Source organism: Candidatus Nitrosocosmicus sp. T (assembly GCF_054408485.1).
On the sequence record NZ_CP166992.1, the window covers coordinates 2,062,689 to 2,088,913 of the forward strand.

22 protein-coding genes and 2 tRNA genes are annotated in these 26,225 nt (G+C 34.1%); 11 read left to right on the forward strand and 13 right to left on the reverse strand.

Going from position 1 to position 26,225, the window contains the following annotated elements:
- Entirely contained in the window at window positions 1-510 is a 510-nt protein-coding gene (locus AB0A59_RS10410) for a 30S ribosomal protein S4 (protein ID WP_458743596.1), read from the reverse strand.
- Between the two features lie 14 nt (window positions 511-524).
- Entirely contained in the window at window positions 525-1,031 is a 507-nt protein-coding gene (locus AB0A59_RS10415; protein WP_458743598.1) for a 30S ribosomal protein S13, read from the reverse strand.
- Window positions 1,032-1,467: 436 nt separating this feature from the next.
- Between AB0A59_RS10415 and AB0A59_RS10420 the strand changes: the two genes are divergently transcribed.
- From AB0A59_RS10420 to AB0A59_RS10430, 3 genes are all read left to right on the forward strand, one after another.
- Window positions 1,468-1,989, forward strand: a complete 522-nt coding sequence (locus AB0A59_RS10420) for a PadR family transcriptional regulator (protein ID WP_458743599.1) — start codon at window positions 1,468-1,470, stop codon at window positions 1,987-1,989.
- Between the two features lie 5 nt (window positions 1,990-1,994).
- The gene (locus AB0A59_RS10425; RefSeq protein ID WP_458743601.1) at window positions 1,995-2,423 is read left to right on the forward strand and encodes an Sjogren's syndrome/scleroderma autoantigen 1 family protein; all 429 of its coding nucleotides are present in this window, start codon (window positions 1,995-1,997) and stop codon (window positions 2,421-2,423) included.
- A 287-nt stretch (window positions 2,424-2,710) separates the two neighbouring features.
- Window positions 2,711-3,454: a PAC2 family protein gene (locus tag AB0A59_RS10430; RefSeq protein WP_458743603.1), complete on the forward strand. Its 744-nt coding sequence runs from the start codon at window positions 2,711-2,713 to the stop codon at window positions 3,452-3,454.
- A gap of 435 nt (window positions 3,455-3,889) precedes the next feature.
- Here the strand turns inward: AB0A59_RS10430 and AB0A59_RS10435 are convergent, their stop codons facing one another.
- Window positions 3,890-6,094, reverse strand: a complete 2,205-nt coding sequence (locus tag AB0A59_RS10435; protein ID WP_458747596.1) for a CDC48 family AAA ATPase — start codon at window positions 6,092-6,094, stop codon at window positions 3,890-3,892.
- Window positions 6,095-6,250: 156 nt separating this feature from the next.
- Between AB0A59_RS10435 and AB0A59_RS10440 the strand changes: the two genes are divergently transcribed.
- Window positions 6,251-6,991 carry a hypothetical protein gene (locus tag AB0A59_RS10440; RefSeq protein WP_458743604.1) on the forward strand — a complete coding sequence of 247 codons (741 nt, stop codon included), beginning with the start codon at window positions 6,251-6,253 and terminating at the stop codon, window positions 6,989-6,991.
- Between the two features lie 103 nt (window positions 6,992-7,094).
- The gene (locus AB0A59_RS10445; protein WP_458743606.1) at window positions 7,095-8,897 is read left to right on the forward strand and encodes a M3 family oligoendopeptidase; all 1,803 of its coding nucleotides are present in this window, start codon (window positions 7,095-7,097) and stop codon (window positions 8,895-8,897) included.
- A gap of 636 nt (window positions 8,898-9,533) precedes the next feature.
- On the opposite strand, the gene AB0A59_RS10450 is transcribed toward AB0A59_RS10445, so the two are convergent.
- The 3 genes from AB0A59_RS10450 to AB0A59_RS10460 all read right to left on the reverse strand — a co-directional run bounded on the left by AB0A59_RS10450 (window position 9,534) and on the right by AB0A59_RS10460 (window position 11,247).
- Window positions 9,534-9,746: a hypothetical protein gene (locus AB0A59_RS10450; protein ID WP_458743608.1), complete on the reverse strand. Its 213-nt coding sequence runs from the start codon at window positions 9,744-9,746 to the stop codon at window positions 9,534-9,536.
- A 104-nt stretch (window positions 9,747-9,850) separates the two neighbouring features.
- Window positions 9,851-10,255, reverse strand: a complete 405-nt coding sequence (locus tag AB0A59_RS10455) for a CBS domain-containing protein (RefSeq protein WP_458743610.1) — start codon at window positions 10,253-10,255, stop codon at window positions 9,851-9,853.
- A gap of 413 nt (window positions 10,256-10,668) precedes the next feature.
- Complete coding sequence (locus AB0A59_RS10460) at window positions 10,669-11,247, reverse strand: methane monooxygenase/ammonia monooxygenase subunit B (protein ID WP_458743612.1); 579 nt, start codon at window positions 11,245-11,247, stop codon at window positions 10,669-10,671.
- Window positions 11,248-12,189: 942 nt separating this feature from the next.
- Here AB0A59_RS10460 and AB0A59_RS10465 point away from each other — a divergent pair.
- Window positions 12,190-14,223 (forward strand): 2-oxoacid:acceptor oxidoreductase subunit alpha, encoded by a 2,034-nt coding sequence (locus tag AB0A59_RS10465; protein WP_458743614.1) that lies wholly within the window; start codon window positions 12,190-12,192, stop codon window positions 14,221-14,223.
- Window positions 14,213-15,178 carry a 2-oxoacid:ferredoxin oxidoreductase subunit beta gene (locus AB0A59_RS10470; RefSeq protein WP_458743616.1) on the forward strand — a complete coding sequence of 322 codons (966 nt, stop codon included), beginning with the start codon at window positions 14,213-14,215 and terminating at the stop codon, window positions 15,176-15,178. The genes AB0A59_RS10465 and AB0A59_RS10470 overlap by 11 nt, the downstream gene beginning before the upstream one ends.
- 697 nt (window positions 15,179-15,875) lie before the next feature.
- Here AB0A59_RS10470 and AB0A59_RS10475 read toward each other — a convergent pair.
- Both AB0A59_RS10475 and AB0A59_RS10480 read right to left on the reverse strand, forming a co-directional pair.
- Window positions 15,876-16,526 (reverse strand): ammonia monooxygenase family protein, encoded by a 651-nt coding sequence (locus tag AB0A59_RS10475; RefSeq protein ID WP_458743618.1) that lies wholly within the window; start codon window positions 16,524-16,526, stop codon window positions 15,876-15,878.
- A gap of 151 nt (window positions 16,527-16,677) precedes the next feature.
- On the reverse strand, window positions 16,678-17,028 hold the full coding sequence (locus AB0A59_RS10480) for a hypothetical protein (protein WP_458743619.1): 351 nt from the start codon (window positions 17,026-17,028) through the stop codon (window positions 16,678-16,680).
- A 250-nt stretch (window positions 17,029-17,278) separates the two neighbouring features.
- On the opposite strand from AB0A59_RS10480, the gene pdxS reads away from it, so the two are divergent.
- Together pdxS and pdxT are read left to right on the forward strand one after the other, a co-directional pair.
- Window positions 17,279-18,217 (forward strand): pyridoxal 5'-phosphate synthase lyase subunit PdxS, encoded by a 939-nt coding sequence (gene pdxS, locus AB0A59_RS10485; RefSeq protein WP_458747597.1) that lies wholly within the window; start codon window positions 17,279-17,281, stop codon window positions 18,215-18,217.
- A gap of 5 nt (window positions 18,218-18,222) precedes the next feature.
- Window positions 18,223-18,864, forward strand: coding sequence for a pyridoxal 5'-phosphate synthase glutaminase subunit PdxT (pdxT, locus tag AB0A59_RS10490; protein WP_458747598.1), 642 nt, complete (start codon window positions 18,223-18,225; stop codon window positions 18,862-18,864).
- 324 nt (window positions 18,865-19,188) lie between these two features.
- Here pdxT and AB0A59_RS10495 read toward each other — a convergent pair.
- The 4 genes from AB0A59_RS10495 to AB0A59_RS10510 form a co-directional block, all read right to left on the reverse strand.
- Window positions 19,189-19,305 (reverse strand) — tRNA-Leu (locus AB0A59_RS10495).
- Between the two features lie 363 nt (window positions 19,306-19,668).
- A complete protein-coding gene (locus tag AB0A59_RS10500; RefSeq protein WP_458743621.1) occupies window positions 19,669-20,217 on the reverse strand; it encodes a hypothetical protein in 549 nt (182 codons plus the stop codon).
- Between the two features lie 730 nt (window positions 20,218-20,947).
- A tRNA-Thr gene (locus AB0A59_RS10505) sits at window positions 20,948-21,022 on the reverse strand.
- A gap of 373 nt (window positions 21,023-21,395) precedes the next feature.
- The gene (locus AB0A59_RS10510; protein WP_458743623.1) at window positions 21,396-21,854 is read right to left on the reverse strand and encodes a CBS domain-containing protein; all 459 of its coding nucleotides are present in this window, start codon (window positions 21,852-21,854) and stop codon (window positions 21,396-21,398) included.
- Between the two features lie 167 nt (window positions 21,855-22,021).
- Between AB0A59_RS10510 and AB0A59_RS10515 the strand changes: the two genes are divergently transcribed.
- On the forward strand, window positions 22,022-23,773 hold the full coding sequence (locus AB0A59_RS10515; protein ID WP_458743624.1) for an ATP-dependent DNA ligase: 1,752 nt from the start codon (window positions 22,022-22,024) through the stop codon (window positions 23,771-23,773).
- 280 nt (window positions 23,774-24,053) lie between these two features.
- Window positions 24,054-24,857 (forward strand): DNA-methyltransferase, encoded by an 804-nt coding sequence (locus tag AB0A59_RS10520; RefSeq protein ID WP_458743626.1) that lies wholly within the window; start codon window positions 24,054-24,056, stop codon window positions 24,855-24,857.
- Between the two features lie 607 nt (window positions 24,858-25,464).
- Here the strand turns inward: AB0A59_RS10520 and AB0A59_RS10525 are convergent.
- The gene (locus AB0A59_RS10525; RefSeq protein WP_458743627.1) at window positions 25,465-25,905 is read right to left on the reverse strand and encodes a hypothetical protein; all 441 of its coding nucleotides are present in this window, start codon (window positions 25,903-25,905) and stop codon (window positions 25,465-25,467) included.
- Between the last annotated feature and the right edge of the window lie 320 nt (window positions 25,906-26,225).

Below are 26,225 nucleotides of genomic sequence, written 5' to 3' on the forward strand. Positions count from 1 at the left end.
CTAAGTATTTTTCACAGTGTCTGACGCTTCGATAGCAGGGGTAAAATGTACAAGTATCTGGGGTTCTTCCTCTTTTCTTACCAAATACCCGGGTAGATTTATCTTTCTATTTCCTAAGCTTACATGACCATGAACAACAAGTTGGCGAGCTTGATAAGGTGATTTCAGATTAGATTTTTTCATTATAATTGTTTGTAATCTTCTCTCCAGAATATCTTCTATTTTTAGGTTCAAAACGTCATCCAGGGATGAACCGCTAGAAACAAGACCGAGTCTCGAAAGATAGTTTAAGAGTTGTGTCTCCTTTTCGTGTCTGACATCGATGGACAAAGATAAAAGTGCACGAGCTTGATTCCTTATCCTGGCAATTTCTGTTTGTGCTTTCCACAACTCACGCTTATTTCTTAAACCATAAGAGCCTACTACATATAACTCTGAACTAATTTGATCACTAGTCCAAATACTACGAGGTCGATTATAATTCTTCTTTGATTTTCTAGGATCTCCCATTCAAATCATCACTATTATTTAGATCCAGGTGCTCCAGCTGGTGCCTTTCCGGACGCCTTCTTAACTCCCACGGCACTTGCTTTCCTGCCAGTAGTTCTAGTGCATTGACCTCTAACTCTCAAACCAAACATATGCCTGTAACCTCTCCAACTCATTACAGACTTCTCCCTCTCAATATCATTCGATTGTGTAAAATCTAAGTCTGATGTAATTAAATGAATATCGCTGCCTGAATCCATATCTTTCCTTCTATTTAAGTACCAATTAGGAACACCTACGGTTCCTATATTTCGTATAGAATTTTCAATATCAGAAAGTTCCTTATCTGTTAAAAATCCTACCCGTAAGTATGGATTAATATTTAATGACTGTAATATTACTTGGGATAAATTATATCCAACACCCTTAACTTCACTTAATGCAACTACTGACTTTTTGCTGCCTTCAATATCTTTTCCGGCAATTCTTAGAATATGTTTAAACTCTTCGGCTGACAACTTGCTTATAAATGAGCATTCCATTTTCCTAAATAAAAACTATGCTAGCATGTTTATCTCGAAAGCATGTCCTGTCCTAAAATATTTACAAGGTTAAATCATTATTGGACTCTGAAACTGTAAAATTTATATTAAGAAAATCGTGATAATATAATAATTATATATCGTACAGCGGAAACGGTCAAAATAAGCGTTATATTCAGCTTCATACAATTATAGTTAAATGAATGAAAAGATCATTCAGAAGAGAAAGGTTGTGGAAAACCCGGATGAAAGAGAATTGGATAATTATCAAGCTGACATAGAACTAGCTATAGAAAACCACTGAATTGTGGATTATCAACAATCAGATTAAGAAACGTTGGAAAATCTATTTCGTTGTTTTAAGTAATTAACATGTTTGTCTAACTTATTCGAAAGGAAAATTTTAATAAGTCGCTAGTGATATACTTATTATAAAATGATATCTGACTGGTTATCCAGAGTAGGTAGCGCTATTCCTAGGGGATTCTCTCGCCATTATATCCTAGAGTTATTAGCTGAACAACCAATGACAGGTAAGGAAATCATAGACAAAGCAATAGTTCAGACGGGTGGAAAATGGAAACCATCGCCAGGCCTTATTTATCCATTGTTGGGAAGACTGCTGGAGGAAGGATTAATCGAGGAGCACGAAAATGGTAGGTATCGTATAACAAAGAAAGGCATATCAATAGCTTCTGATATTAAATCAGCCCATAATATAATGCAGAAACAGCTGGAAGTAATGTTCCGAATAGGCAATATGGGAAAATTCATGACTATGGACTTAATCGACAGAATTTCAGCAATAGGATCCACATTGAGTTCAAATCTTGATAGAATGACTGAAGAAGAAAAGAATAAGTATAAAGACTTTTTAGTTAATGAATTGAAAAAGTTGAACAATCAGGAAAAAATTCAAGTTGATGATAGAAAAGTTGATGATAGAACCATGACATAACTAAAATGAATAACGATTCAATTAAACAAGGAGCTTATTATCTATTAAGAGGAGGTACCTTACTGTCTGAGCCTTGTAAAAAATGTGGAAATCTTCAGATAAAGTATAAGCAAGATGTAATTTGTATGAATTGCCAAAACACAGAACAGGGTAAAACCGAACTACAGAAAACTGTTGCTAACGATATCGAAACTGAAACAGAGGCCAGCAAGGCTGATAGCAAGGAAGAAGATAAAGGAATTACTAATGTATATAGCAATATCAATGATGTGCTGAGTGAAATAGAACGTCAGGTGCTTTTAACTTTAGTGAAACTCAACAAGGAACAAGATACTCTATCCAGTCCTAAAAAATATAAGAAATATCTAAAAATCGTTCAAACCAGCTTAAAAACTGTTGAAATGATCAAAAGTATCAAACAGACTTCAATATAGTGAGTATTTACTAAATGGGCCCAAATGATATATTTATTTCTATTACGGATTTCTCAACTGGGGTATATAAGGTCAAGAGGTGTGTTCACAATCAACAGAACAATTCACACATAATGGCCTTTAATATATGTAACTTCCCTTCATTCGAAACGAACAAAGATTAAATGTTATAAAGAATCCTGATTGGTTCCTTTATTTTGATCTTCTGAGACCTTGAGAGTAACACATAATTGATGATGAGTTTATTAAAGATTTTAATATTAAAGAAAACAGTATAATCGACAAAAATGATGAATATTTCGGTTAAGATACTCAAAGAAATAAAGTTAGACAATTTTATTGTTTTTGCCTCCCTGCCAGATATGGGTAAGGTTGGCGGACTGGTATCAGAACATTTGATTAAAGAATTCAAGGTAGAAAAATTTGCAGAGATCGGACTTTTTGAAAAGCCATGGGTAAAAAATGAGAATGGTTTAGTCAAACCTGTAATAGATACATACGACCTTTACATAAATTATGAAAATAAAATTATAGTCATGACGGGTAAAGAGCAGCCGCAAGATCCAAGTAACCTCTTTAATTTGTGTATAACCACCTTTAACATTATAAAAGACGTGGGAGTTCCAAAAATTATTTATACTGCGGGAGGATATCACCAGCCTCAACTAGCTCAAGCCCCAAAGGTATACGCAGTGTCAACAGATAATGTGATAGTCAGTAAATTGAAAACCCTAGGAATTAATGTCTTTGATAAAGAAATTGAAGTTATTACGTGGTTTAATGGAGTTATGTTGGGAGTGGCAAGCGAAATGAAGTTTAAAGCAATAGGCCTTTTCGGTGAGATAACGGAAACTAATGAAAAGCAACCTTTAGCGGCAAAATCGGTTCTAAAAGTATTTTCCATTTTAGAGAACGTTTCACTTAATACAGATGCATTTGATCTAGAGTATGAGAATCAAATGCTCGATAAAAACAAGCGACACGATAACTATGGTGAACCATCAAATAAGTCGGGACCTGGAATAGGTTAAACTTTTCTTATATTAATAGTAGAAACAAGAAGGAAACTTAAGATTACGAAATACCAGTGTAATTGATATTCCTTTAAACTATGTATTATTCAATAGGACGAATAACGGAATTAAACTCCCAGATCCAAATAGTATACTTACTAAAAAATTATTTATTTCTTCGAAAGAATGATGACTGAATACCAAATGTTATCATTTAATTTTTGAAAGGAACAAATGAAATCCTAGAAGGGATCGGTAAAAAAAAATCAAAAGCCAAAATTGATTTATTGCATCTATTAAGAAATAGAAACATTGCAACCAAAAATTCTAGTAATCGCCAAATTCGTTCGAGTATTCACACTGTCTTTATAATGGTTCTTAAATTAGAATCCATCATGTTATCAGTATCTAAATAATTTTTTTGGAATCCGTTATACGATATAAAATGAAGGTTTATAGTACAATATTGTGATATTTAGAATTTGTCCTGACCTTTTCTCGCGCTAATTTGAAATACTCGAAAGTAATCCTGAAGTTCTTTAGATCCTGTTTTTTTAGTTTACTATTTATGGTAGTAACATTCATTGCATCTGATTTCCTATGTTTTCTTAGAAAATTCATTAAAGCCAAAATTGATGCATGATTAATCATTCCTTCAATTTGTGCCCCAGTGAAGCCATCAGTTAATTTCAATATTCGATCAATTGTCACGGTTTTTTCATCTAAAGGCTTTTTTTGAAGATGTATTTTAATTATTTGTCTTCTAGCTTCGACTGTTGGAACAGGAATCTCTATAACTCTATCAAAGCGTCCAGGTCTTAAAAGGGCATCATCTATTAAGTCTATTCTATTGGTAGCACCAATAACAATCACACCATCTAAATTTTCAATTCCATCCATCTCAGTCAGAATCTGACTCATCATTCTGGCAGTCAATTCCGTTCCCTCACTCTCCTTTTTCCTTTGAAGCGCAATCGAGTCAAACTCATCGAAGAAAATAATACAAGGAGAGACCTGTCTAGCCTTTTTAAAAACTTCCCTGATTGCCTTCTCAGATTCACCAGCCCATCTAGAAATCAATTCGGCACCTTTTATGCTGATAAAGTTAGCGTTAGAATTCGAAGCGACAGCTTTTGCCAACAAAGTCTTACCAGTTCCTGGCATTCCATAGAACAGTAATCCCTTTGGAGGTCGAATGTCGGCTATTTCATATATTTCAGAGTGATTTAGTAGCCAGCCGATCAAATCTACTAACTCCTCTTTTAAAGTATCTAATCCACCTACTTCACTCCACTTAACTGTTGGCTTTTGGATAGAGAACTCCCTGATTGCTGATGGGGTAACATCTTTCAGAGCATTATTAAAATCTGAATCAAGTACTGTTATTTTATTGAGTAAATCTTGTGGAACAGGCGACTGATCAATATTAACTTGAGGGATCAACCTTCTTAACGAGCGCATTGCTGCTTCCTTTGTCAATACTTCCAAGTCGGCACCTACGAATCCATGAGTTAATCTTGATATTCGCTTTAGGTCAACATCTGGACTAAGAGGCATTCCCTTTGTATGAATATTTAGTATTTCCAATCTTCCATCATCATCAGGAATACCTATTTCAATTTCTCTGTCAAACCTACCTGGCCTTCTAAGGGCCGGGTCGATAGCATTTGGTCTATTTGATGCAGCTATTATTATGATTTTACCTCTCGAGTTTATTCCATCCATCAACGTCAAAAGCTGAGATACTACACGCCTTTCAACCTCTCCAGATACATCCTCGCGGTTTGGAGCGATAGAATCTAGTTCATCAATGAAAAGTATTGATGGAGATTTCTCTTGTGCTTTTTCGAAGGTCTCACGTAGTCTTTTTTCACTTTCACCGTAAAACTTGCTCATAATCTCCGGTCCACTTATAGAGAAGAAGCTAGTATTTGTTTCATTTGCGACTGCTTTTGCTAATAGCGTTTTCCCTGTGCCTGGGGGACCATATAATAATACGCCTTTAGGTGCATCAATTCCTAATTTTTCAAATATTTCGGGATGTCTAATCGGCAATTCTATCATTTCCCTAATTTTTAGAATCGAATCTTTAATTCCACCAATTTCTTCGTAATTAATTCTCACAAGGGCATGGAAATTACTTTTCTTAAAAGTACCAATCGAGAATTTTGTGGTATGCTTTACTAATAAAGGACTGGAGCTAGGATTCAAGAAATTTACCAAAAAGTCAATCCTCTTCCCTACCAAATTAATTGGGATAGTATCCAATCTAGAAATCACTCGACCATCTAACATGTTCCCTAGGAAATTCTTAAACCCAGAATATTCTAGTTCTTCCAATGGGATCAAATGAACTTCCTTAGCCACACCCACACTTCCAGCAGGACTGACCATGATATGATCATCAATTCCTGATTCCAGAATACCTCGAGTGTAACCATCAATTCGAATTATCTTTCTACCATAGTCGGAAGACAAGCCTGCAGAAAGTTTCACAAATGTAGTCCCTTTTTTTCCCTTTAATTTCAATACATCACCGACATTTAGCTGGATATCAGTAAGTATTTTGGGATCTAATAAGGCCAAACCTTTACCAACGAATTTGATATCAGTTTCAGCTATTTTTAAAGAGATCTCACTAGTATTCTTCGTAGTAATCTACCCCGTACATACAAAGTTGGAAATTTCTATAGCATATATGAAAAAAACAGCCACGTTACAAACCTATTACATTATGAAACAATTTATACATTATATAAATTATATGAATAGATAGTAAAGTTTATTTTATTCGAGAAGTATTTATTACATATAATGTATGTCCGAGATATCTCGGTCCCCCAAGCTGTAAAAGAGATTATTTTGTCTAATGATTTATACTTAAAAGCAGTAAAATCTGGAATTGCCAATTATACCGCAATTGCCAACCAGATACGACCTGATGTAGAATCAGTTACTGGAACGCGAGCTAACGTAGGTACGATTGTAGTAGCTATAAAGAGATTCGCAGATTTGATAAATAAATCAAGAAATTTAGAAAACTTACGTTCAGAAGATGAACCAATGGGAAAATTTTTAAGCAGAAACGAATCTCAAGAGCAAAATTCATTCATATCTTCACAAGACGCGAGGATGAAACTGACTGGAAGCATCATTGATATTGATCTGGGTAATCAGAATTCGTTCAAGAATGTAAATGACTTATTAGACGAATTTACGCAAGAAACTCTGATGGATTACAATTTGATACGAACAACCGAAAAAATAAGGATAGTAACTGAAGATATGTTCAATTCAAGGAAAATTATTACATCATTAACAGAAAAATGTAACGGCAAGATAACTGACGGATTATCAAGAATTACGATAACTTTGTTTTCTGACAATATGGTAGGAATAAGACAATTGTTGTTTAAGATATTCGATATTTTGAACAATTATAAAATTACATTAAATAACGTTATTTTTAGCAGTAATGAAATAGTTCTGATATTAGAAAGGGATCAAGCAATACACACCTATGATCTACTACAAAAGAAAATTTTTAGAAATTAGAAAATCACTAAATACTATATGCAGGGCAATTATGATCTGATAATCTTGATTCTTTGTTTGTGGTTTTAAAGATAAATAAACCAGACGAATACAAGGTAAAGCCATGTCAAATGTTTTGAGAATGAAAACAGGTGAATGGGATTTGTCAGAACTCTTGAAGGATCCTATCAAAATGGAGTTTAACAAATCATTGAATGATGTTAGTACTAAAGTAGCAAAGTTTGAAGAGAAAAAACCAACTTTAGGAAATAACATATCTATAACTGATTTTACAAAATTGATCAAAGATTCTGAAGAAATAGCAGAATCTCTAAGTTATGTTACCGGCTATGCTCATTTGAAGTATGCTGAAAATACTTCTTCAAATGATGCGGGTGCACTGGTTACGAAAGTGAATATTTTTGCTACAGAAATATCAAATAAACTGCTATTCTTTGATTTATGGTTTAAGAAGGTGTTAGATGAGAAAAATGCCGATCGGTTAATAAAGGAAGCACCAGATGTTTACAAAGACTATCTACTTCATGAGCGTTCCATGTCCAAATATACTCTGAACGAGGCAGAGGAGAAAATAGTAAACATATTAGATGTCACAGGGATGAGCGCATTGATCAAGATTTATGATAGAATGACTAATGGCTTTGAGTTTGAGTATATTGAAGAAAGAGGAACTAGAAAAATAAGAAAAACCATTACTAATAAGGAGAAACTAATTTCTTTAGTAAGAAGTTCAAAATCTTCTGAAAGAGTTGCTGCTTATAGATCATTGCTGTCAACTTATAAGAAAAATAGCGGAGTCCTAGGTGAGATATACATTAACCGAATTTTAAATTGGAATAATGAATATATATTACTTCGAGGCTTTCCAACACCTATTTCTGTAAGAAACTTATCAAATAACATCAGCGATGAAACAATTATGGCGCTTCTAAATGTATGTAGATCTAACTCTAAAGTTTTTCATCAGTATTTTAGAGAAAAGGCTAAAATATTGAATATTAAAAAACTAGAGAGGTATCATCTTTATGCTCCATTGAGATCGCAAACTCAGGAGAAAATTACTTATGGAGAAGCGCTAAAAATGGTTTTAGAAGCTTTTAATGATTTTCATCCAGCGTTTAAATCAATAGTACAAAATTTGGTTACTAAAAAACATATCCATTCAAAACTTCAAGACAATAAACAAGGGGGAGCATTCTGTTCAACTATAAGTCCCAAAGTCGATCCTTTTGTACTTTTGAATTTTGATGGAACTTTGAGGGACATTTCTACTATGGCGCATGAATTTGGACATGCTATTCACAGTGTTCTTGCAGCGGATAAACCGATTAGCGTACAGCATCCTTCATTACCACTGGCAGAAACGGCATCAGTATTTGGAGAAATGATACTTAACGATCGCCTATTAGGCCAGGTCAAGAAGAAAGATAAGAAAATAATGTTAGCTGAACAGATAGATGACTTTTATGCAACGATTATGAGGCAAGCATATTTTACAATTTTCGAGATTTCGGCACATGAATTGATTGGGAAAAATAGTGCTACAAGTATAGACGAATTATCAGAGAGTTATATGGATAATCTAAGAGAACAGTTCGGAAATTCACTAAAAGTATCTGACGATTTTAAATACGAATGGTTATACATACCTCATTTCTATCACTCGCCTTTTTATTGCTATGCATATTCATTTGGAAATTTGCTTGTAATGTCTTTGTATCAACAATTCAAAAATGAAGGTAGAGAATTTATACCAAATTATATTAGCATACTGTCAGCAGGAGGTTCGAAAAAACCAGAAGATTTACTCTTGAGTAGCGGCATTGATATTTCTAAAGAAGATTTTTGGCAGAGGGGGTTTGATCTCGTTAGTGATAAAATAAATGAGCTTAAGGATATTAGCTAGCATCACTATATTTTTATTGTTTAATTTGAAATCCTAAAGTTTGATTATGTAATCCTACAGACAATCATAATCAAAATTATCTTAACTAATAACGTAATAATCACATATCCTTGCATGTTGGTTTCAAAGGTTTATCATGGAAAGTTAAACGCACGGATAATGCAAGTAATTCATGATCATGAGAGATTATCAATAAGTGGTTGTGTGGTTATGACCTTTGGTTTTAATAATCATCAATAATTATTTTTATTTACTTTAGGTATTCCAAAAAATTATCCACAATAAGATTGATACAATCCTATAACAAATTGAAAGCATATCAAAAAGTCGGTGAATAAGTAAACTAAACAGTCAGTAAAGAATGCCATAATAAAAGGCAAAAAATAAAATAATATTTCTGAGAGACTTTCGAAACCGAAAGAAAACAAGACTTTCCATTACCAACCGTTAGTCCAAATATGTTTCCTAATTGTATGGGGAATAATAGTAATGGAAGAACCATTAAGTGATATTCACTTAAAGACTATCCCTGCTACAGTACCGTGTATTAGGATAAGGAGCATATCATATATTTAACAACAGATGACTGCTATTGACCCATTAAGCTGTCCCATTTAGTCCGAATCAGAAAAAGCTCTACAAACATTTTGATAGTCCCCTTTTGTCATCCTGGTTGTCAAAACGATTTCGACCTACCATTTGGAATAAAATGGCAGAAGTTATCAATATTAAAGTTATTGCGATAGTTGAAAGAATCTGATAGATAGAGATCCCTAATAATAATCCCAGTACTGAAGATACTGCAAAAATAATTACAATGATCGGTACCCATTTTTTGAGAAGTATCATTTTATCAAAATTAACCATACAGAATACAAAAGTGTCGTATAACAAATTAAGGGTTACGGGTAGCAAAAGGAAATGTTATTTGATAGGTGGTAATTGGTTAATTATTAATCAATAAGTTCTATAATGCCCTGAGTTAACATGATTCTACGTAATTCTTTAGCTAAATCAGTGACAGTGATGATCCCTATTACTTTCCCATTCGATATAACAGGTAATCGTCTTATTCGATTGTTGATCATTCGTTGAACCGCTACGTCTACAGGGGTATCTGGTGCTGCATAGGTCTGGATCTTGGACATTAATTCAGATATTTTCACCTCCGAGGATGTTTTATCATTAGCACAGACCCTTTTAACAAAGTCTCGCTCCGTAATAATTCCAAGCAATTCCTCATTATCCTGAACTATTAGAGAGCTAATCCTTTTTTCTTTCATCAGTACAGCAGCATCTAATGCAGTTTTATCAGAATTAATTGTAACAACATGACTAGACATGATTTCACTTACCACTTCTTGCATAACAGTTTCTTACAAGTTAAATAAAAAAAGATTTCTCTTGGTGGTTGATTTCATACTATTGATAATATTTCTTGTCGGTACAGAGTGTATAGTGGATAATGGTACACCTTTCGCAAAAGATTTAAAAATAATTGTGTTAGACTATGTACATAGAAATGGAAAATAATAACTTTTTTACTAAGATTTTAAATAAAATCCGTCTCATAAAAGCATCAAGAAAGCATAAGGTAACAGCATAGCTTATGCAGAATCTAATATTTTGTTTTTATTAAATAAGAAAAATTGTTAAGAATAACTAAAATATTGATTAATAAAGATCCCGAATATTCATCAGAATTATTCAAGTGAGATTTAGTAGAATTTATTTATATTCCATTAATGAATGCTAAAATAAAAAAAGAAAATTAAATTACTTGCCACGGTCTTGTAGCAAAAGTTACTCCAAGGCCAGCAGCAATAATTATGCTCTGATAGATGATGTTATTCCATGGTATTGGTTTAAGTATTGGTTCGCCAACTACCTGAATAGTTTGACCGGGACCCAAACCTGGACCGACATTTGCGAGATTGAGTTGAGTGTGAACGTGATAAATTCCAGGTTCAAGGGCCTTTGCTTCAATTCGGTAAGGAATAGTTTCCTGTGGTGCAAGCTCAAGTATGTTTCCCGGAGGGTCTCGACTAACGAATTCCCATCTGTTACCAGCATTAGTAGATTCACTGAAAAGTGATATCCAACCTCTCATATCTCTATTTACCAAACTTTGAAGTTCGCCTGTAACTACCAATGTGTCACCCGTGTTTAGGGATTGTGCTGAAAAAGCTTCATTATTGATCCTAACGAATCTGCTTTGAAGCTGAGCTTGAACTCCGTGACCATCAGCCATTGGAAGTAGTGCAATAATACTAGTTAACATGGATGCTCCTGCAATAAAGGTTACAATCAGAAACACCATAGCGGGTTTGTTGCCGCTCTTTTTGTTCATCTAGGGATTCAACTTGTTACATAGATAAAAAGTTTGCTGTATCCTAAATTAGTTAAACATCAATTTTTTATAACAATATTTAAAATTTGTCAAAATTCCATATTGTACCCAAGTTTAACGCCATTCGGGTTTGAAGAGGAAAAATGATATGAGATGTGTTAGTTCACAATCTATTTATGATCACAATCTATTTATGAATTGACTTTGTAAAAGCATCCCAAATTATTTCTAATACTAATACTTACACATGACAAGGATTTGGAATGCATAGAATGAACCATCTCATTGCCTTTTAGGATAATCCAACTGTAATATTTGATTAACTCATAAACTAGACTTTGATATTTAATTTAAGAGTCATATTTGGCGGTATATTCGAATATTGTTTATCGCTGTTAAGAATTTTGTCAAATGCAGTATGGGCTAATTAATTTTTTTATAAAGGGCATTATTATTTCCGGATCTTCTAGTAATGGCATATCATTACGTAATCTAACTTATTAATTGACTTAGTTGAATCTTGGTGGAGGCTGAATGTTATGACAAAAAGAAACAATTCCTCTAAACTATGCATAAATCATATCTATGCAATAACTAGTTTGTATTGATCTAAAATAGATCATAGTCCAATGATAGAACTAAAGTACAAGTTTAATGATAAATTCTGTTCAAACCAAGGGTATAAGTATTAATACAATGATCTGATTAAAATAGGTTATTGAATCAAGGAACTGATTTCCATTTAACTGAAAACGAAGAAAATGTTCTATGTGATTTTTGTGGAAATGTTCTTGAAGCTTGTATGTGCGTATGCCCTTACTGTGGTAGAGGAGACAAATGTGAGTGTTGTCTTCACGACTCGATGACGGGCGGTTAAGTAATCATCCCGGTTAAGATCGATTGAAACTATAATAAGAGCAAGTGCAGATATTAGTATAATTAATGGTTATTTCTAGAGAGTCCATTTCTTGGGTTATAGGTGGGCCTCAAGGAAGTGGAGTAGATTCAGCTTCCCACATATTTCTAAAATCTATAGCAATGTCGGGTTTGAATGTATTTGGTAAGAGAGAGTACCACTCGAACATAAAAGGAGAACATAGTTACTTCTCTGTGAGATTTTCAAATAAAACTGTAAGGTCTCATGTTGATGATATTGATATTCTTGTTACTTTTGATGCTGAAACAATAGTAAGACATTCTCCATTCTTATTGGAAGGGGGAATATTAATCTATGATCCGGATGTTGTAGGAAAGAAAATCGAGGATATTCATACCCTAGACAGGTCATCCGAAAAGAGAATAGCACACATCTTAAAGACTAAGAACAAGGAATTTAGTCTCGCAGGAATAATACAGGAGCTCAAGGAGAGAAAAGTCATACTGGTAGAACTACCATATACTAAATTAATAAACAAGTTTTCAGAGGAGATTCAGGATCATTCATTAAGTAAGTTAGCAAGAATTACCAACGTAATGTCCCTTGCAGCTTCATTAGCAGTATTAAATTTCGATATCCCCCTTATGGAACAGGGGATACTTGACACATTTGTTAACAAACCAAAGATAGCAGAACTTAATGTAAAAGCAGCAAATTACACCTATTCGTATGTTAAGCAGAATTTCGGTACGATACCGGAAAAATTTTCAGCAGTCACAAAAATCCACAATGAAGCAAATAGCAGTTTCATTATTGCACAAGGAAATCAGACGTCACCTCTAGGAAAAATGGTGGCGGGCTGTAGATTTCAAACATACTATCCAATTACTCCAGCTACCGATGACAGTGAATATCTGGAATCAAACCAGATAATTGAGCAAGATGATAAAAATAATGGGTCTGTGGTAGTAATTCAAACAGAAGATGAGATTGCCGCCATAACTATGGCTATTGGAGCTGCCTTAACCGGAGTACGGGCATGTACTACTACCTCAGGTCCCGGGTTTTCTCTGATGGCAGAAGCATTGGGGTGGGCAGGGATAAATGAAGTTCCTTTGTTGGTTAGTTTGTATCAAAGGGCAGGACCATCGACTGGACTGCCAACAAGACAAGAACAAGGAGATCTGTTATTTGCAATTAATGCAGGACATGGCGAATTTCCAAGGATAGTATATTCCTCTGGAGATATCGAAGAAAGCTTCTATGATACAATTAGAGTATTCAATTACGCAGATATTTTCCAGACACCGGTTATCCACATATTAGACAAGTATCTTTCTAATAGCATCATTACTTGCAGTCCATTTAGATACAAAAACCTAAAGATTGAAAGGGGAAAGATATTGGATACCAAATCATTAGACATTAAGCAAAAGGGCTTTTCAGATCATTTTAAAAGATTCAAATTAAGCGATGATCCGATTTCTCTGCGTGTTCCATTAGGCACAGAAAATGGGATATTCTGGAACACAGGCGATGAACATGACGAAATGGGTCACATAACCGAAGATCCGGAGACAAGAATTAGCATGATGGAAAAGAGACTGTCTAAATTAGATTTGATACAGAATACAATACCTAAAGAAGAGCAAATTACTATTGAATTTGAAAATAATACAGGTAATACACCGAAAAAATTAGTGATAATACTTAGTTGGGGATCTACGAAAGGAGCAATTCTAGATTCGCTAGAAAAAATAACTGAAGCAAATGATACAATTCAATTCTTGTACCTTCAAATCAAATTATTAAATCCCTTTCCATCAAAACTTTTGGAAGACATTGTAAATAATAAAATAGAAAAAGTGCATGGTACCGACAAGGCACCCTCCAACATGGAGACAATAGTAACAATTATTGAGATGAACTATTTGTCACAGTTGGACATTCTAATAAAACAAAATACAAGCTTAAAATCAGATCACAATATACTAAAATACAATGGTAGACCGATGTCTCATAGTGAAATATATAATTCTTTAATAAACATAATAAACAATCAATCTCAACGGAGAGTTATATTAAAAGATGGAGTATAAATTAGCTGATTTTAAGACACCCGTCCATAATGACTGGTGTGCAGGTTGTGGAGACTTTGGTATACTTAATGCAATACAGATGTCTCTTTACGAATTAGAAATATCCCCGCATCAAGCTGCAATTTTTTCTGGAATTGGATGTTCTGGAAAAACTCCTCACTTTATTAACACATTTGGAATACACACGTTACATGGCAGAGTGTTACCTTTCGCGCAAGGTGCAAAGCTTGCCAATCCGAATTTAAAAATTCTAGCTGTGGGCGGCGATGGAGATGGATTAGGAATAGGGTCGGGCCATTTTGTAAATTCAGGAAGAAGAAATATCGATATCACTTATATAATATACAATAACGGTGTTTACGGATTAACCAAGGGACAAGCATCCCCCACATTAAAATTAGGGATGAAGACAAAATCTTTGCCTCAACCAAATGTTAATGACAGTATCAACCCTATAGCATTGGCATGTATTAGTGGTTTCACGTTTATAGCGAGAGGGTATTCATATGACATAAAGCACCTAAAGGAGATAATTAAGAAGGGAATCGAGCATAGGGGTTTGTCATTTATTGATGTATTGCAGCCCTGTCCTACATATAATGACATAAACACGAAGGAGTGGTATCAAAGTTTTACTCTAGATGAAAATAACCCTTCAATAAGAATTCCAAAGATATACAAGTTAGAGGAAGAAGGTTACAACGGAGTAGTCGATAATGACGAAGAATCTTCGAAAAAGATAATCAAAGCAATTGAAAAGTCGAAAGAATGGGAAAATAGGATTCCTGTAGGAGTATTTTATGAAAATAAGAAAACTCCTACATATGAAGAAAGATTACAAAGCAGAATTGAGAACTACAGATCTTATCCACCAGCGCTACAAACAATAAAAGATGAAAACGGTAATCCAAATATCAATATAGATAGATTGATCGATGAGCTTAGAACGAAATAAGTTGTTACTGAATTTAGTATTAACAGTAAAAACTTATGTACCTTTGCTTTTGTAGAGATTTGTTTCAAATGAAATCACGATTCGGGCCTCTATGTTATTTCCTATGGAACAACAGATATACATTCATAGTAGAGAAATGTTTTGCAGTTGAGATCTAATAAACCCTTAAAAAACAGTTTGTACTCTGATCCTAATGACAACTTGGATGAGGGGTGTAAGTCGCTTTTAGCACTGAATGTTTTAATTTTAATAACTTGACTAGTTTGTAGAATACTAACTATAAAATGAGTATTGAATGTTATTGCAGTCTTCATGGGTATCATCATATTGTGGTTGTCCATGCAGCTAAAATATTGAACTCGTGTACAGGATTCTTTCTTATTTTTCTCTAACCAGGGCCAACTATAGTGTAATGGTGAAACATCCCTGGAATTAATCCAAAATGATTAGTTAGTGATTTACACTATTTGTCGTGATGATATAACTCACTATCACCTTGAAGAAAAGTCTAAATAAAACAAGTCAATCTAAGGAAAGGCTTTATTATTGTCCTATTTTTACAAAAAACTTCTAAGGAACAAGTATTTCATATTATTACAGATATGGTTAATGAATGATTCCAGATTTCTAATTTTTATAGTAAAATATTTTTATTTTCTTCAATAAATCAGCTAGTTTCTAAAATAAAAAAAGAGGTTTAGTCCCACTTACTCCATGCAGCCATCCATCTATAAGTCCAAGTATTGAGTTTTGCACCCAATGCCGCTATAGGTACACAAAGCACCGCTCCAGCTCCCGCTCCTAAGGCAACAGGACTGTTATAGAACTTTCCTACCTGTGGTTCAATTGGAGTCATATATGGTGGTAAGGTGGGCCTAGGATATTTGAATGCCATTTCCAATGGGTCAGCAACCAACAATAAGTTAATCATATTAAATAGTGGGAGTGACATTCCTACCAATACACCACCAATTAATATTGCCGCGTGTTTGTTTCTTCTTGTTGCCCAGTACGCCAAATCCAACAACATAGCAGATGGTATCCAAACTGGTACCACGACAAAATCGTACGGGTATCCCAACGCGAACCATGCTCCTTTGGCAATCCATGTATAAATCGTCATAATAGTTGCATAATAAGTAGCTGTGCCAGGAACACCAGTAAACAACATATAGTATATAGCTCCTACCACAAGCATTGTGGATTGGGAAATCGAGAATACGACGAATGATGTCCATGCCCAGTCAGTATAGAAGATATAATCTCCTGCGTTGATTGTAAGCAACGTACTATTTACTGCAACAACAACTATGAACAAATAGTGAGTTGTACGTCTTAACCAGACCATTATTATGCTGTTCTTATAGGTAATATATAAGATTTTGTGTGTATTATTTCCAAAATCTACAATTACTTTACCAAATAAATTAAATTATGACCGTCTGGAAACTATAAAATCTTTAAAATTTTGAACTTGTAAAAAGATAAAATGGAGGATATTACATCCTAACTGGTTTTTCACCAGCTATTTTCAGCATCCAAATCATCCCTAAAATTTCAATAACGGTCAAAACTGATAGTGCATATATGCCACTTGGTAACGGATATGCCCATGGATATACAGTAACACCAACATAAACACCTCCAGCTGTAGCTACCCAACACAATATAAAGCCTAAAACAATAATACCTCTCATATTTTCGACTCTACGGCCAATCATACGTTCGATTTCGTCTCTGCTTGCTCCGGAGGAACTACCACTACTACCACTACTACCACTACTACCACTACTACCACTACTACCCGATCCAGTTTGTCCACTAGGTTTATACCCTTTTGGTAAAGTCATTATTTGTAATAAAGACGGTTCCTTTTTAAATTTTGCTATTGGATTTAGACTGATTGAGACTAGTAAGCAGCGGGTATAATTTTATGAATTTTGCTAAATAATTATCATGTAAATATTATTGGATGAGTAGATAGTAAAAGTCACCAATTTTTTTGTCTGAAAGACTTCATCCGTATTGAAAAAATATACCTATATATCGTTTTATTTAATAAAAAATGTGGCTATTTCATTAATACCCGCAGACAGAAAAATGAAGGGTCAAAAGGTCTCAATAGTAGGAGATAACAAGATTGTTAAAGGAAGTACTTTATTAAAGAGGGGCTTCGCCCATATGCAAAAGCACGGAGTAATTATGGATGTTACAAGTGTCGAACAAGCTCAAATAGCAGAGGACGCGGGAGCGGTAGCAGTGATGGTTTTAGACAAATTGCCTTATGATGTTAGGAAGGCAGGAGGGGTCGCGAGAACAGCGGGAGTTAAAACAATTCAAGATATAATGAATGCGATTTCAATACCTATCATGGCAAAATGCAGAATAGGTCATTACTCTGAAGCTAAAATGCTTGAAACTTGTGGGGTAGATATGATTGATGAAAGTGAAGTTTTAACTCCAGCTGACGAAGAAAATCATATTTGGAAGTGGGAGTTTACCACACCTTTTGTGAATGGTGCAAAGAATTTGGGCGAAGCGTTACGAAGAATAGAAGAAGGTGCATCAATGATAAGAACTAAAGGGGAACCTGGAACTGGAAACGTTGCCGAAGCAGTAAACCATATAAGGAAAATGAATAAGGAAATAAGGTTATTAAAAGCAGCCTATTTGGACAATGATTATCAAGAAATAATAAAACTAGCTAGGGAATATATGGTCTCAATGGAGGTAGCATTGGAAGTAGGCAGATTGGGGAGACTTCCCATTGTAAACTTTGCCGCTGGTGGTATTACTACTCCTGCTGATGCCTCTTTCCTAATGAATTTAGGTTGTGATGGGGTTTTCGTCGGTTCAGGAATTTTCAAATCGACAGACCCATCGTCTAGGGCAAAAGCAATAGTATTGGCCACTACATTTTATGACGATGAAAAAAAGGTTCTAGAGGCTCAAACGATGGTAGACGAAAAAAAATCTCTTATCGGATTAGATACGAAAAATTTAGATCTGCGAATGCAAGAGAGAGGGCCTTCGGTTTGACCCATATGTTAAAAGTAGGAATCCTAAGCATTCAAGGCGATATTGAAGAAAATTCAAACGCAATTAAAGAATCATTTGAAGAATTGGGAATCGAAGGTTGTATAGTCTATATTAAGAATTTAAGTGATTTAGACGAACTGGATGGGCTAATTATCCCAGGCGGTGAAAGTACAGTAATAGGCATGCTCTTATTCTTGCAAGGGATTCAGATCGATTTGCTCAAGAAAAAGATCCAGGACGGTCTGCCGATATTAGGAACGTGTGCAGGACTCATAATGCTATCGAATAGGGCATATGATAAGACTATAGGCGAAACAAAACAAGAATTGTTAAAAGTTCTGGACGTTACAATAGAACGTAACGCCTTTGGACGTCAGCATGAATCCTTTGAGTCAAAGTTGGATATACCTTATATAGGCGAGAGAAGATTCAATGGAGTTTTTATAAGAGGGCCTGCAATAACTGAGATTGGTAAAAACGTAGAAGTTGTTGCAAAATATGAGAATAAGATAGTGGCCGTCAGACAAAATAACATCTTGGGAACTTCATTTCATCCTGAACTTGCTAACGATAACAGATTCCATACTGATTTAACAAAGTTAATGGTAGAATACAATAAATCCAAGAAAAAGAACATGACGAGCTGATCTTACTAGCAACAGTAGCAGAACCCTTATCTATGATTTATAATAAATCTTCCGATTACTGGACAGATCTTATGGCCCAGTATAGATATCTATAACGCTAATTTATACTCGTAACTGCACTAATAATGTTAATATCAAAGCATCATCTCAAATATTTAGTTTCAAATACTGTGAACAGATGGATATCCAAAACGAATTTCTATACTTTTGATAGTTTACAATTTGAGTGATAAGATAAAGCAAATAGTATGAATTCGTCAAGTCTAAATAATAAGTAGGTCCTAGCACAGGGAGTATGTTTAAAACTAAAACAATTCAAAAAGGTGCGGGGGGTGGGATTTGAACCCACGGACCCCTGAGAGACGGGATCCCTTATATAGATCTTAAGTCCCGCGTCTCCAAAATACTATTATTTATTTGGCCAGGCTCTACAACCCCCGCCCGATTAATGTTAATTTTAAAACACTAATAAATATATCAAATACCGAAAGAGATGATTTGTGGAATTGCCCTAAAATTTAGTAGAGTACTAGTCCATCTGTATGAACCTCAACTTCTTCAATTCCAAAATAGATCAAACAAAAAGTTAATCCCTAAGTATACATCCTGAAACTTAGAACGAGTTTAAAATATGAATTAATAACAGTCAAAAATATATAATTAATTAATTGCTTGATACTGGATACTGTAAAAATAATGTCCATTTTAACTGCGTCTAACATTTATCAAAAGAAAGTATTGATTATGAATTAAAAAGAACGGTAATGAATTTTGGATTATCAAGTTATTTAGAATATCAAAAAATTAGGTTGGTAAGCTATAGACATTACAATCCCAATCTTGGATCTTGTTTCCAAAGGTGCACTCGATATCTACTTCAAAGTAATCTATATCTACTGCAGTGCTAATTGCCTCAGATAGTTGTTGTTGGATCGTAGTGCTAATCGTCTCTTGATCAACAAAAGGATTTGGTAGGGCCGGTAATGCATTTGTTGCATTGGTGATTGAATTGGAGGAATTATTTTGCTGCATTATATAGCCTGAAGTAGGTGAAATTAGAAAGTCATTAATTATTGTCGAGTTAATGATGTTCTGCGAGCTATTCAATAAGTTACTACTTCCACTAATTATATACGAGATATCAAAATATGGCTTTATATACGCAGTTTCATTTACAATTCGATAAGAATTAGCAGATGTTTTTGATATTTCAACAGAGGGTTGGAGATTATCGTTAGAGTTTTGGGCATTTAAGGAAGGTACGCCCATGCTAATTATAAGTAATATCAACACACCAATCAAACCAAACCCAATGGCCAAACTTAGTTTTGGAAAATAGTTAATTTTATTCAAATTATCAATAAATATTTATTTATCCATATAAACATTTTCGGGGTTTTTTAATAAATTTGTTACCATGAAAAAGAAGAGACAGGTAGAAATTAAATACTAGAAAGATCTTTTCACGAATTGCTACAATCAAGACGTTATAAATATACTTGCTAAACATTGTTACTTGATGAGCTGAGTATGGAAAATTTAGAAATCATATAAGAAGTTACAAGCCGGTAGACAACAAATGGATATCTTGTTAAGATCTGTTAGGAATCTAATTATGATTATTGGGTGCTTAAAAGATAGGAAAATTATCTCAAATAAATCGGCCAAAATCAACAATTTAATCGAATTTTTCGAGTATCCTCTAGAGAGAATATAAGAGTATAGCATTTCCCTAGATTTAATAAAATGCTATCATATTTAGAATACCACTTTCTCTAATTATATTACATTGATAATCCTGGTGTTGTCATAATATCAAAAAACATTTGCTCACTACTAGATTGAGTGTTGAGAAAATGCAATTATATTATAACTTTCAGGGAATAACATAAAGATTTAAGTCCAATTCCTGCCCAAGGCTTTTGTTTAGTAACTCTGTGCGTAATAATATCAGGAGCATCAAGATGAATAGAATTTCTAAAGCGCGTCTTTGGTGCAAGCGAAATTGACAGGTGTGTATTGAACCTTATGAAAATGCAGGAAGTTATTCAAACTGGCTTTTCTTTTTAGATCAAAAAAGAAAAGCCTTGGGCGGGAATTGAACCCGCGACCTTTGCCTTACCAAGGCAACGCTCTGGCCAGGCTGAGCTACCAAGGCATTTTATTAATAAAAAATATGAACATAATTTAACCATTTCCATTCAACGTTATTATCGCACATATTCCAGGATCAGAGTTTCTAAGTTGATTCTATAAAATCGGCCAAATACATTCATGAATCATGAGTAAATAACAAGTATTTTGGATTTGTATAATTTTTGAATAATATAGAAGTAACAGGACTGGAGAGAAAATCGCCTGCTTATATTCTATCGCTAATTTAAGGCTTCAATAATTGCCGTCTAGAGTGCAAACAATCAATATAAGTGATGGAACTTGTATGATCTGTATGTTTTAATAGATCTGTAAAACAGTACCAGATATTGATAAATCTCAAAATCAAAGTAGAGAAAAATTCACAACGTTCGCATTTAATTTGAGATATCGTTCATTTCAAGGATTTTCTTTAAAGATCGATGTCTATTATAGTCATCAAGCAGTATTTTAGCAAGATGGTGAGCAATATCAGTAACACTTATTATTCCTATTATACGGTTGTCAGCCTCTAAAACAGGTAATCGCTTGATTTTATTTGAAAGCATGATTCTCGAAGCGGTATCAACTGAATCATAAGTCATAATCGTAATTAATGGGGAAGACATGATCTCTTCAACGAGAACTCTGTCGGCATTATAACTCTCTAAACATACACGTTTGACGAGATCACTTTCAGTAATAATACCAATAGGCGTATTATCCTTGTCGATCACAATTAAGGATCCTATGCGATTTTTAGTTAGAATAGCTGCTACATCACGCGCAGTTTTATTCGAATATGCAGTAATTGTCCACGGTTCCTTAAAAGACATTATCTCACTTACGCTACTCATATTAATACAATAGCGTGTATCAACTTCGTATAAAAACTATCAACTTGTCAAGAGATTGTATTTACAGGATACAGATTCTCCTTGAAGTCTAATATTAATAACATGCTCACTCTTCAACAAGCATAGCGTCACAAAAATTAATAATGTAAATCCATAATGATTTTATAGTGAATTTTTTAGAACTAGCTGAAACCTTTGCAATAATGGAGAAAACTACTAGTAGGTTGGAACTTACTGATCATCTAGTATTAATATTAAAAAAAACACCGACAGACATGCTCGATAAAATAGTTTATCTAATTCAGGGTAAACTAGGACCTGATTATCAATCGAGTGAACTGGGAATCGCCGAAAAACTAATAATTAAATCCCTGTCTCTTGTAAGCGGTAATTCACTGAATGAAATCAAAAAAAAATATTCTGAAATAGGAGACCTGGGAGAAGTGGCTTATAATATCTTAACAAACAAGATACAGACTACATTGATTTCTGGGTTACTTACTATCGAGAAGGTATTTAATACATTACTAAAGATTGCAAAAGTATCCGGGACAGGTTCGTTAGACAATAAACTCAGGTTCATTGTGAGTTTATTGAACAATTCTTCCAATCTAGAAGCCAAATTCATAGTGAAACTAATTCTAGGAAATTTAAGGCTGGGCATAGCGGACTTTACTCTTCTTGACGCAATAGCACTAACATTCACAGGAGATAAAAAAAATAGACAAATATTAGAAAGAGCTTATAATGTTTCTAGTGATTTAGGAAAGATAGCTTTAATACTATCCAGAGGATCAATTGAGGATATTAGATCAATTTCTATTTCCTTATTTATCCCGATTCGACCAATGCTCGCTGAAAGAGTGTCAAATCCTTCAGAGGCCCTGGAAAAAATCAATGGTTATGCGTTGGCAGAATTCAAGATCGATGGCGAAAGAATTCAAATTCATAAAAGGGGAAAAAGGACAGAATTATTTACCAGAAGCCTAGAAAATGTGACTTCAAATTTTCCTGATCTCATAAAGGCGTTTGACAATATAGAGACCAAGGATTTGATCGTGGAGGGTGAAGTTGTCGCAATTAATCCTGAGAACAAGAAATATCTTCCATTTCAAAGTTTAATGCGAAGAAGGAGAAAATACAATATTGAAGAGATTACTGCGGCTTATCCTGTAATTTTAAACTTATTTGATTTGCTTTATTATGATGGGTCTGATATGACTCATGTACCTTTACTAGAACGCAGAAAGTTATTAGCGAATATTTTTGGTAGACAGCAAAGAAGTGATAAAGTTAAACTAATCGATCAAATCAAAGTTTCAAGAATTGAGGAAATGGAAAATTACACAGAAAGGGCGCTTAAGAATGGTTGCGAAGGGATCATGGTAAAGAACCCTAGTAGTCAATACAGGGCCGGAGCTAGAGAATGGGCATGGATGAAATTAAAAAAAGAGTATTCTGGAGAAGTCACAGATTCGGTTGATTTAGTTGTAGTGGGGGCTCTACATGGCAAAGGAAGGAGAGTTGGAAAATATGGGGCGTTATTATTAGCTACATATGATGCAGAGAGGGATGTCTTCTGTACTATATGTAAAGTAGGTACTGGATTTACTGACAATGTTCTCCTAATGATAACAGACAAACTCAATAAACATATCATCAAACATAAACATCCTAGAGTAGAATCTGGAAATGCAAAAATGGATACTTGGTTCGAGCCCAAAATAGTTCTAGAAATCATATCCCCTGAAATAACCTTGAGTCCTGTTTATACTACTGCAATTAATAAAATAAAGCCCGAATATGGTCTAGCGCTAAGATTTCCAAAATTTACCGGAAAAATTAGAGACGATAAATCTGCTGAGGACGCTACAACAGTCAAAGAAATCTTTAAAATATATAAAGATCAACTGAAGTAGTTATGTAGTCAAGATTTAGGGACGGAATTGTATCTCGAGACTTGAATGGATCATCAACACCAATTTAATATTTTCTTGCATTAGAAGTACCTTAATATATTACTTCCAACTGCGATTCCTCCTGATACAGTCTTATTGTTCTACACCCAGGGTGGAATTAGTATCACTCTTATAGAACAAAAATCTCTATGATTATTAACAAAATAATAAAAGCGCCATATTATATTAAAGATGATTGATTACAATTAATCAAATTTATTGCAAAGATTGTAATTTGTTTATGGAAAAAATTAGAATAGAAGGCAGACTAAAGATCGACATAATCATCACCTCTCCCCCATACAACATTAGAAAAAAATATAGTTCTTATCACGACAACAAAAAGACTGACGATTACTTAACTTGGCTGGGGTTAGTAGCTCAGAGGAGTTATATGGTATTAAAGCCTAAGGGTTCCTTTTTTCTTAATATCGGTGGAACCTCCGCTGAACCTCTGATTCCGTATCTTGCCCTAAACAAGTTTATCTCTGCAGGTTATAAATTGCAAAATACCATTCACTGGATTAAAGCCATTTCCATTGAAAAGGAAGACATTGGAAATAATAATCAAATTTGCAAAGATGGATTTTCCATAGGTCATTTCAAACCAATCAGAAGTAATAGATATTTAGCTAATACACATGAATACATTTTTCACTTTACTAAGACTGGAACCATAAATTTAGAAAAGCTAGCTATAGGTGTTCCTTATCAAGATAAATCAAATATCAAAAGATGGAAATCAGTAGATCGAGATAGGAGAGACAGAGGGAACGTATGGTTCATATCTTATCCAACCATCCAATCAGGCAGATCACATCCAGCTATTTTTCCCGAGAAGCTAGCTAGTCTTTGCATAAAACTTCATGGATACTCCAATAAGGACTTTATAGTATATGATCCTTTTATGGGTATTGGTAGTACTGCATTGGCATGTATCGAACTTGGTATCAACTATCTTGGTACCGAGATTGATAAAAAATACATTGATATAGCTAACGGCATGATCTCAGAGAAGAAGAAAAATCTCTCGAAATCAAAATAGCCATATTCCTAGACATCGAACGGATAATCATAATTAGGAAAATCATAGAAGATTAGGTTGGTACTCAGAGACAATAATTCGGATGATCGATCTTATTAGAAAGTAATTAGATACTGTTGCAAATTAAAGTACACTAAAACAAAAAGTTATTTAATGATTTGGAGTTTTGTTTTATCTATTTAGATAACTTATGATTTTTGAAAAGCATACTTCCAACTTCCTGAGTCATGCTTTCAAATTTTCTTGGATAGTACCCAGATACATATTATAGAAATATTCTGTAGAAGAAATCAAAATAATGGTATTTTATGTGTTAAGGTAAAGACATAACAAATGTAAAATAGAAATATCAATGTGTAATTTGTAATTCGCAGTAGTAAACAACCAGGGTTGGAAAGCAGCAAATAACTTAAAGGAGTTAATAGTAATAACATACATGAACCGGTAGTCATGTCTAAGCCGAAAGATTAATAGTACTTCTAAATAGCAAAGTCTGGCAGTACCTAATTATTATGGAATCAAATTTTATAAATCATTTAACTTTTCTCCTCTATTTTAAGACGAGAAAAACAAAAGAAAGAAATGACAGTACGTTTCTGCTTCAATTTTATTTCCTTCTTATAACCCTTAGAATTCCCATGCCCATAATAATATACCCTATTACTATTATTCCGATGAATTGAGGTGCCAAAATCTGCGCCCCTCCCCTATCAGACGCCGAGTTCATGTTAATGGTATCTTCTGGAGGGATAAAAAATGACGATATCAACACGGTAGTACCCATGATAGCACCTCCTATGATTAATAACACCGTTAGAAGTCTTGATACCACATTTATTCCGATTCCAAACGAAATTACAAACAACAAAATTGATCCACCGCCAAAAATCATACCTCTATCCTTGGCTGAAAGAGGCAAAAACCCCTCTGAATTACTTAACATCGAAACGCTGACATCTAGAATATATATTACTAATAGCGCCAGCGCTATTGATACCAGAACCTCTGCCGCTATTTTTCTTTTACCTTGCATACTATTTATTTTCACATTGGTTATTTAATTATTGAAAAGCAAATATCAATTTCTTATGGTCTTTTTATCATTCGGGATTGGCCAAATAAGGGAATTGGTTATCGAAGAGTCATAGTGGACAACAAATATTTTATTTCTAGTCATATAGGTATAAAATAATCGCCAAAGCTAATACACTAAGATGGAATTATAAATTTGGATCTATCAATTATGGATATGATGAATATTTGGTGCATCCTATCATAAATGACTAATCAGTGAATCGGCCAACTAGGTCTACCCGGATATCAGAACTGATTGAATTGGAAACCCTTCCGTGAACTTTACATTATTTT

Excerpts from the sequence above, each read along its gene's own strand:
- AB0A59_RS10440 (WP_458743604.1), top strand. The coding sequence starts at position 6,251 with ATGTATGTCCGAGATATCTCGGTCCCCCAAGCTGTAAAAGAGATTATT.
- AB0A59_RS10450 (WP_458743608.1), bottom strand. The coding sequence starts at position 9,746 with ATGATACTTCTCAAAAAATGGGTACCGATCATTGTAATTATTTTTGCA.
- AB0A59_RS10410 (WP_458743596.1), bottom strand. The coding sequence starts at position 510 with ATGGGAGATCCTAGAAAATCAAAGAAGAATTATAATCGACCTCGTAGT.
- pdxS (WP_458747597.1), top strand. The coding sequence starts at position 17,279 with ATGAAGGGTCAAAAGGTCTCAATAGTAGGAGATAACAAGATTGTTAAA.
- AB0A59_RS10480 (WP_458743619.1), bottom strand. The coding sequence starts at position 17,028 with ATGACTTTACCAAAAGGGTATAAACCTAGTGGACAAACTGGATCGGGT.
- AB0A59_RS10430 (WP_458743603.1), top strand. The coding sequence starts at position 2,711 with ATGATGAATATTTCGGTTAAGATACTCAAAGAAATAAAGTTAGACAAT.
- AB0A59_RS10425 (WP_458743601.1), top strand. The coding sequence starts at position 1,995 with ATGAATAACGATTCAATTAAACAAGGAGCTTATTATCTATTAAGAGGA.
- AB0A59_RS10475 (WP_458743618.1), bottom strand. The coding sequence starts at position 16,526 with ATGGTCTGGTTAAGACGTACAACTCACTATTTGTTCATAGTTGTTGTT.
- AB0A59_RS10415 (WP_458743598.1), bottom strand. The coding sequence starts at position 1,031 with ATGGAATGCTCATTTATAAGCAAGTTGTCAGCCGAAGAGTTTAAACAT.
- AB0A59_RS10420 (WP_458743599.1), top strand. The coding sequence starts at position 1,468 with ATGATATCTGACTGGTTATCCAGAGTAGGTAGCGCTATTCCTAGGGGA.
- AB0A59_RS10520 (WP_458743626.1), top strand. The coding sequence starts at position 24,054 with ATGGAAAAAATTAGAATAGAAGGCAGACTAAAGATCGACATAATCATC.
- AB0A59_RS10460 (WP_458743612.1), bottom strand. The coding sequence starts at position 11,247 with ATGAACAAAAAGAGCGGCAACAAACCCGCTATGGTGTTTCTGATTGTA.
- AB0A59_RS10510 (WP_458743623.1), bottom strand. The coding sequence starts at position 21,854 with ATGAGTAGCGTAAGTGAGATAATGTCTTTTAAGGAACCGTGGACAATT.
- AB0A59_RS10445 (WP_458743606.1), top strand. The coding sequence starts at position 7,095 with ATGTCAAATGTTTTGAGAATGAAAACAGGTGAATGGGATTTGTCAGAA.
- pdxT (WP_458747598.1), top strand. The coding sequence starts at position 18,223 with ATGTTAAAAGTAGGAATCCTAAGCATTCAAGGCGATATTGAAGAAAAT.
- AB0A59_RS10470 (WP_458743616.1), top strand. The coding sequence starts at position 14,213 with ATGGAGTATAAATTAGCTGATTTTAAGACACCCGTCCATAATGACTGG.
- AB0A59_RS10465 (WP_458743614.1), top strand. The coding sequence starts at position 12,190 with ATGGTTATTTCTAGAGAGTCCATTTCTTGGGTTATAGGTGGGCCTCAA.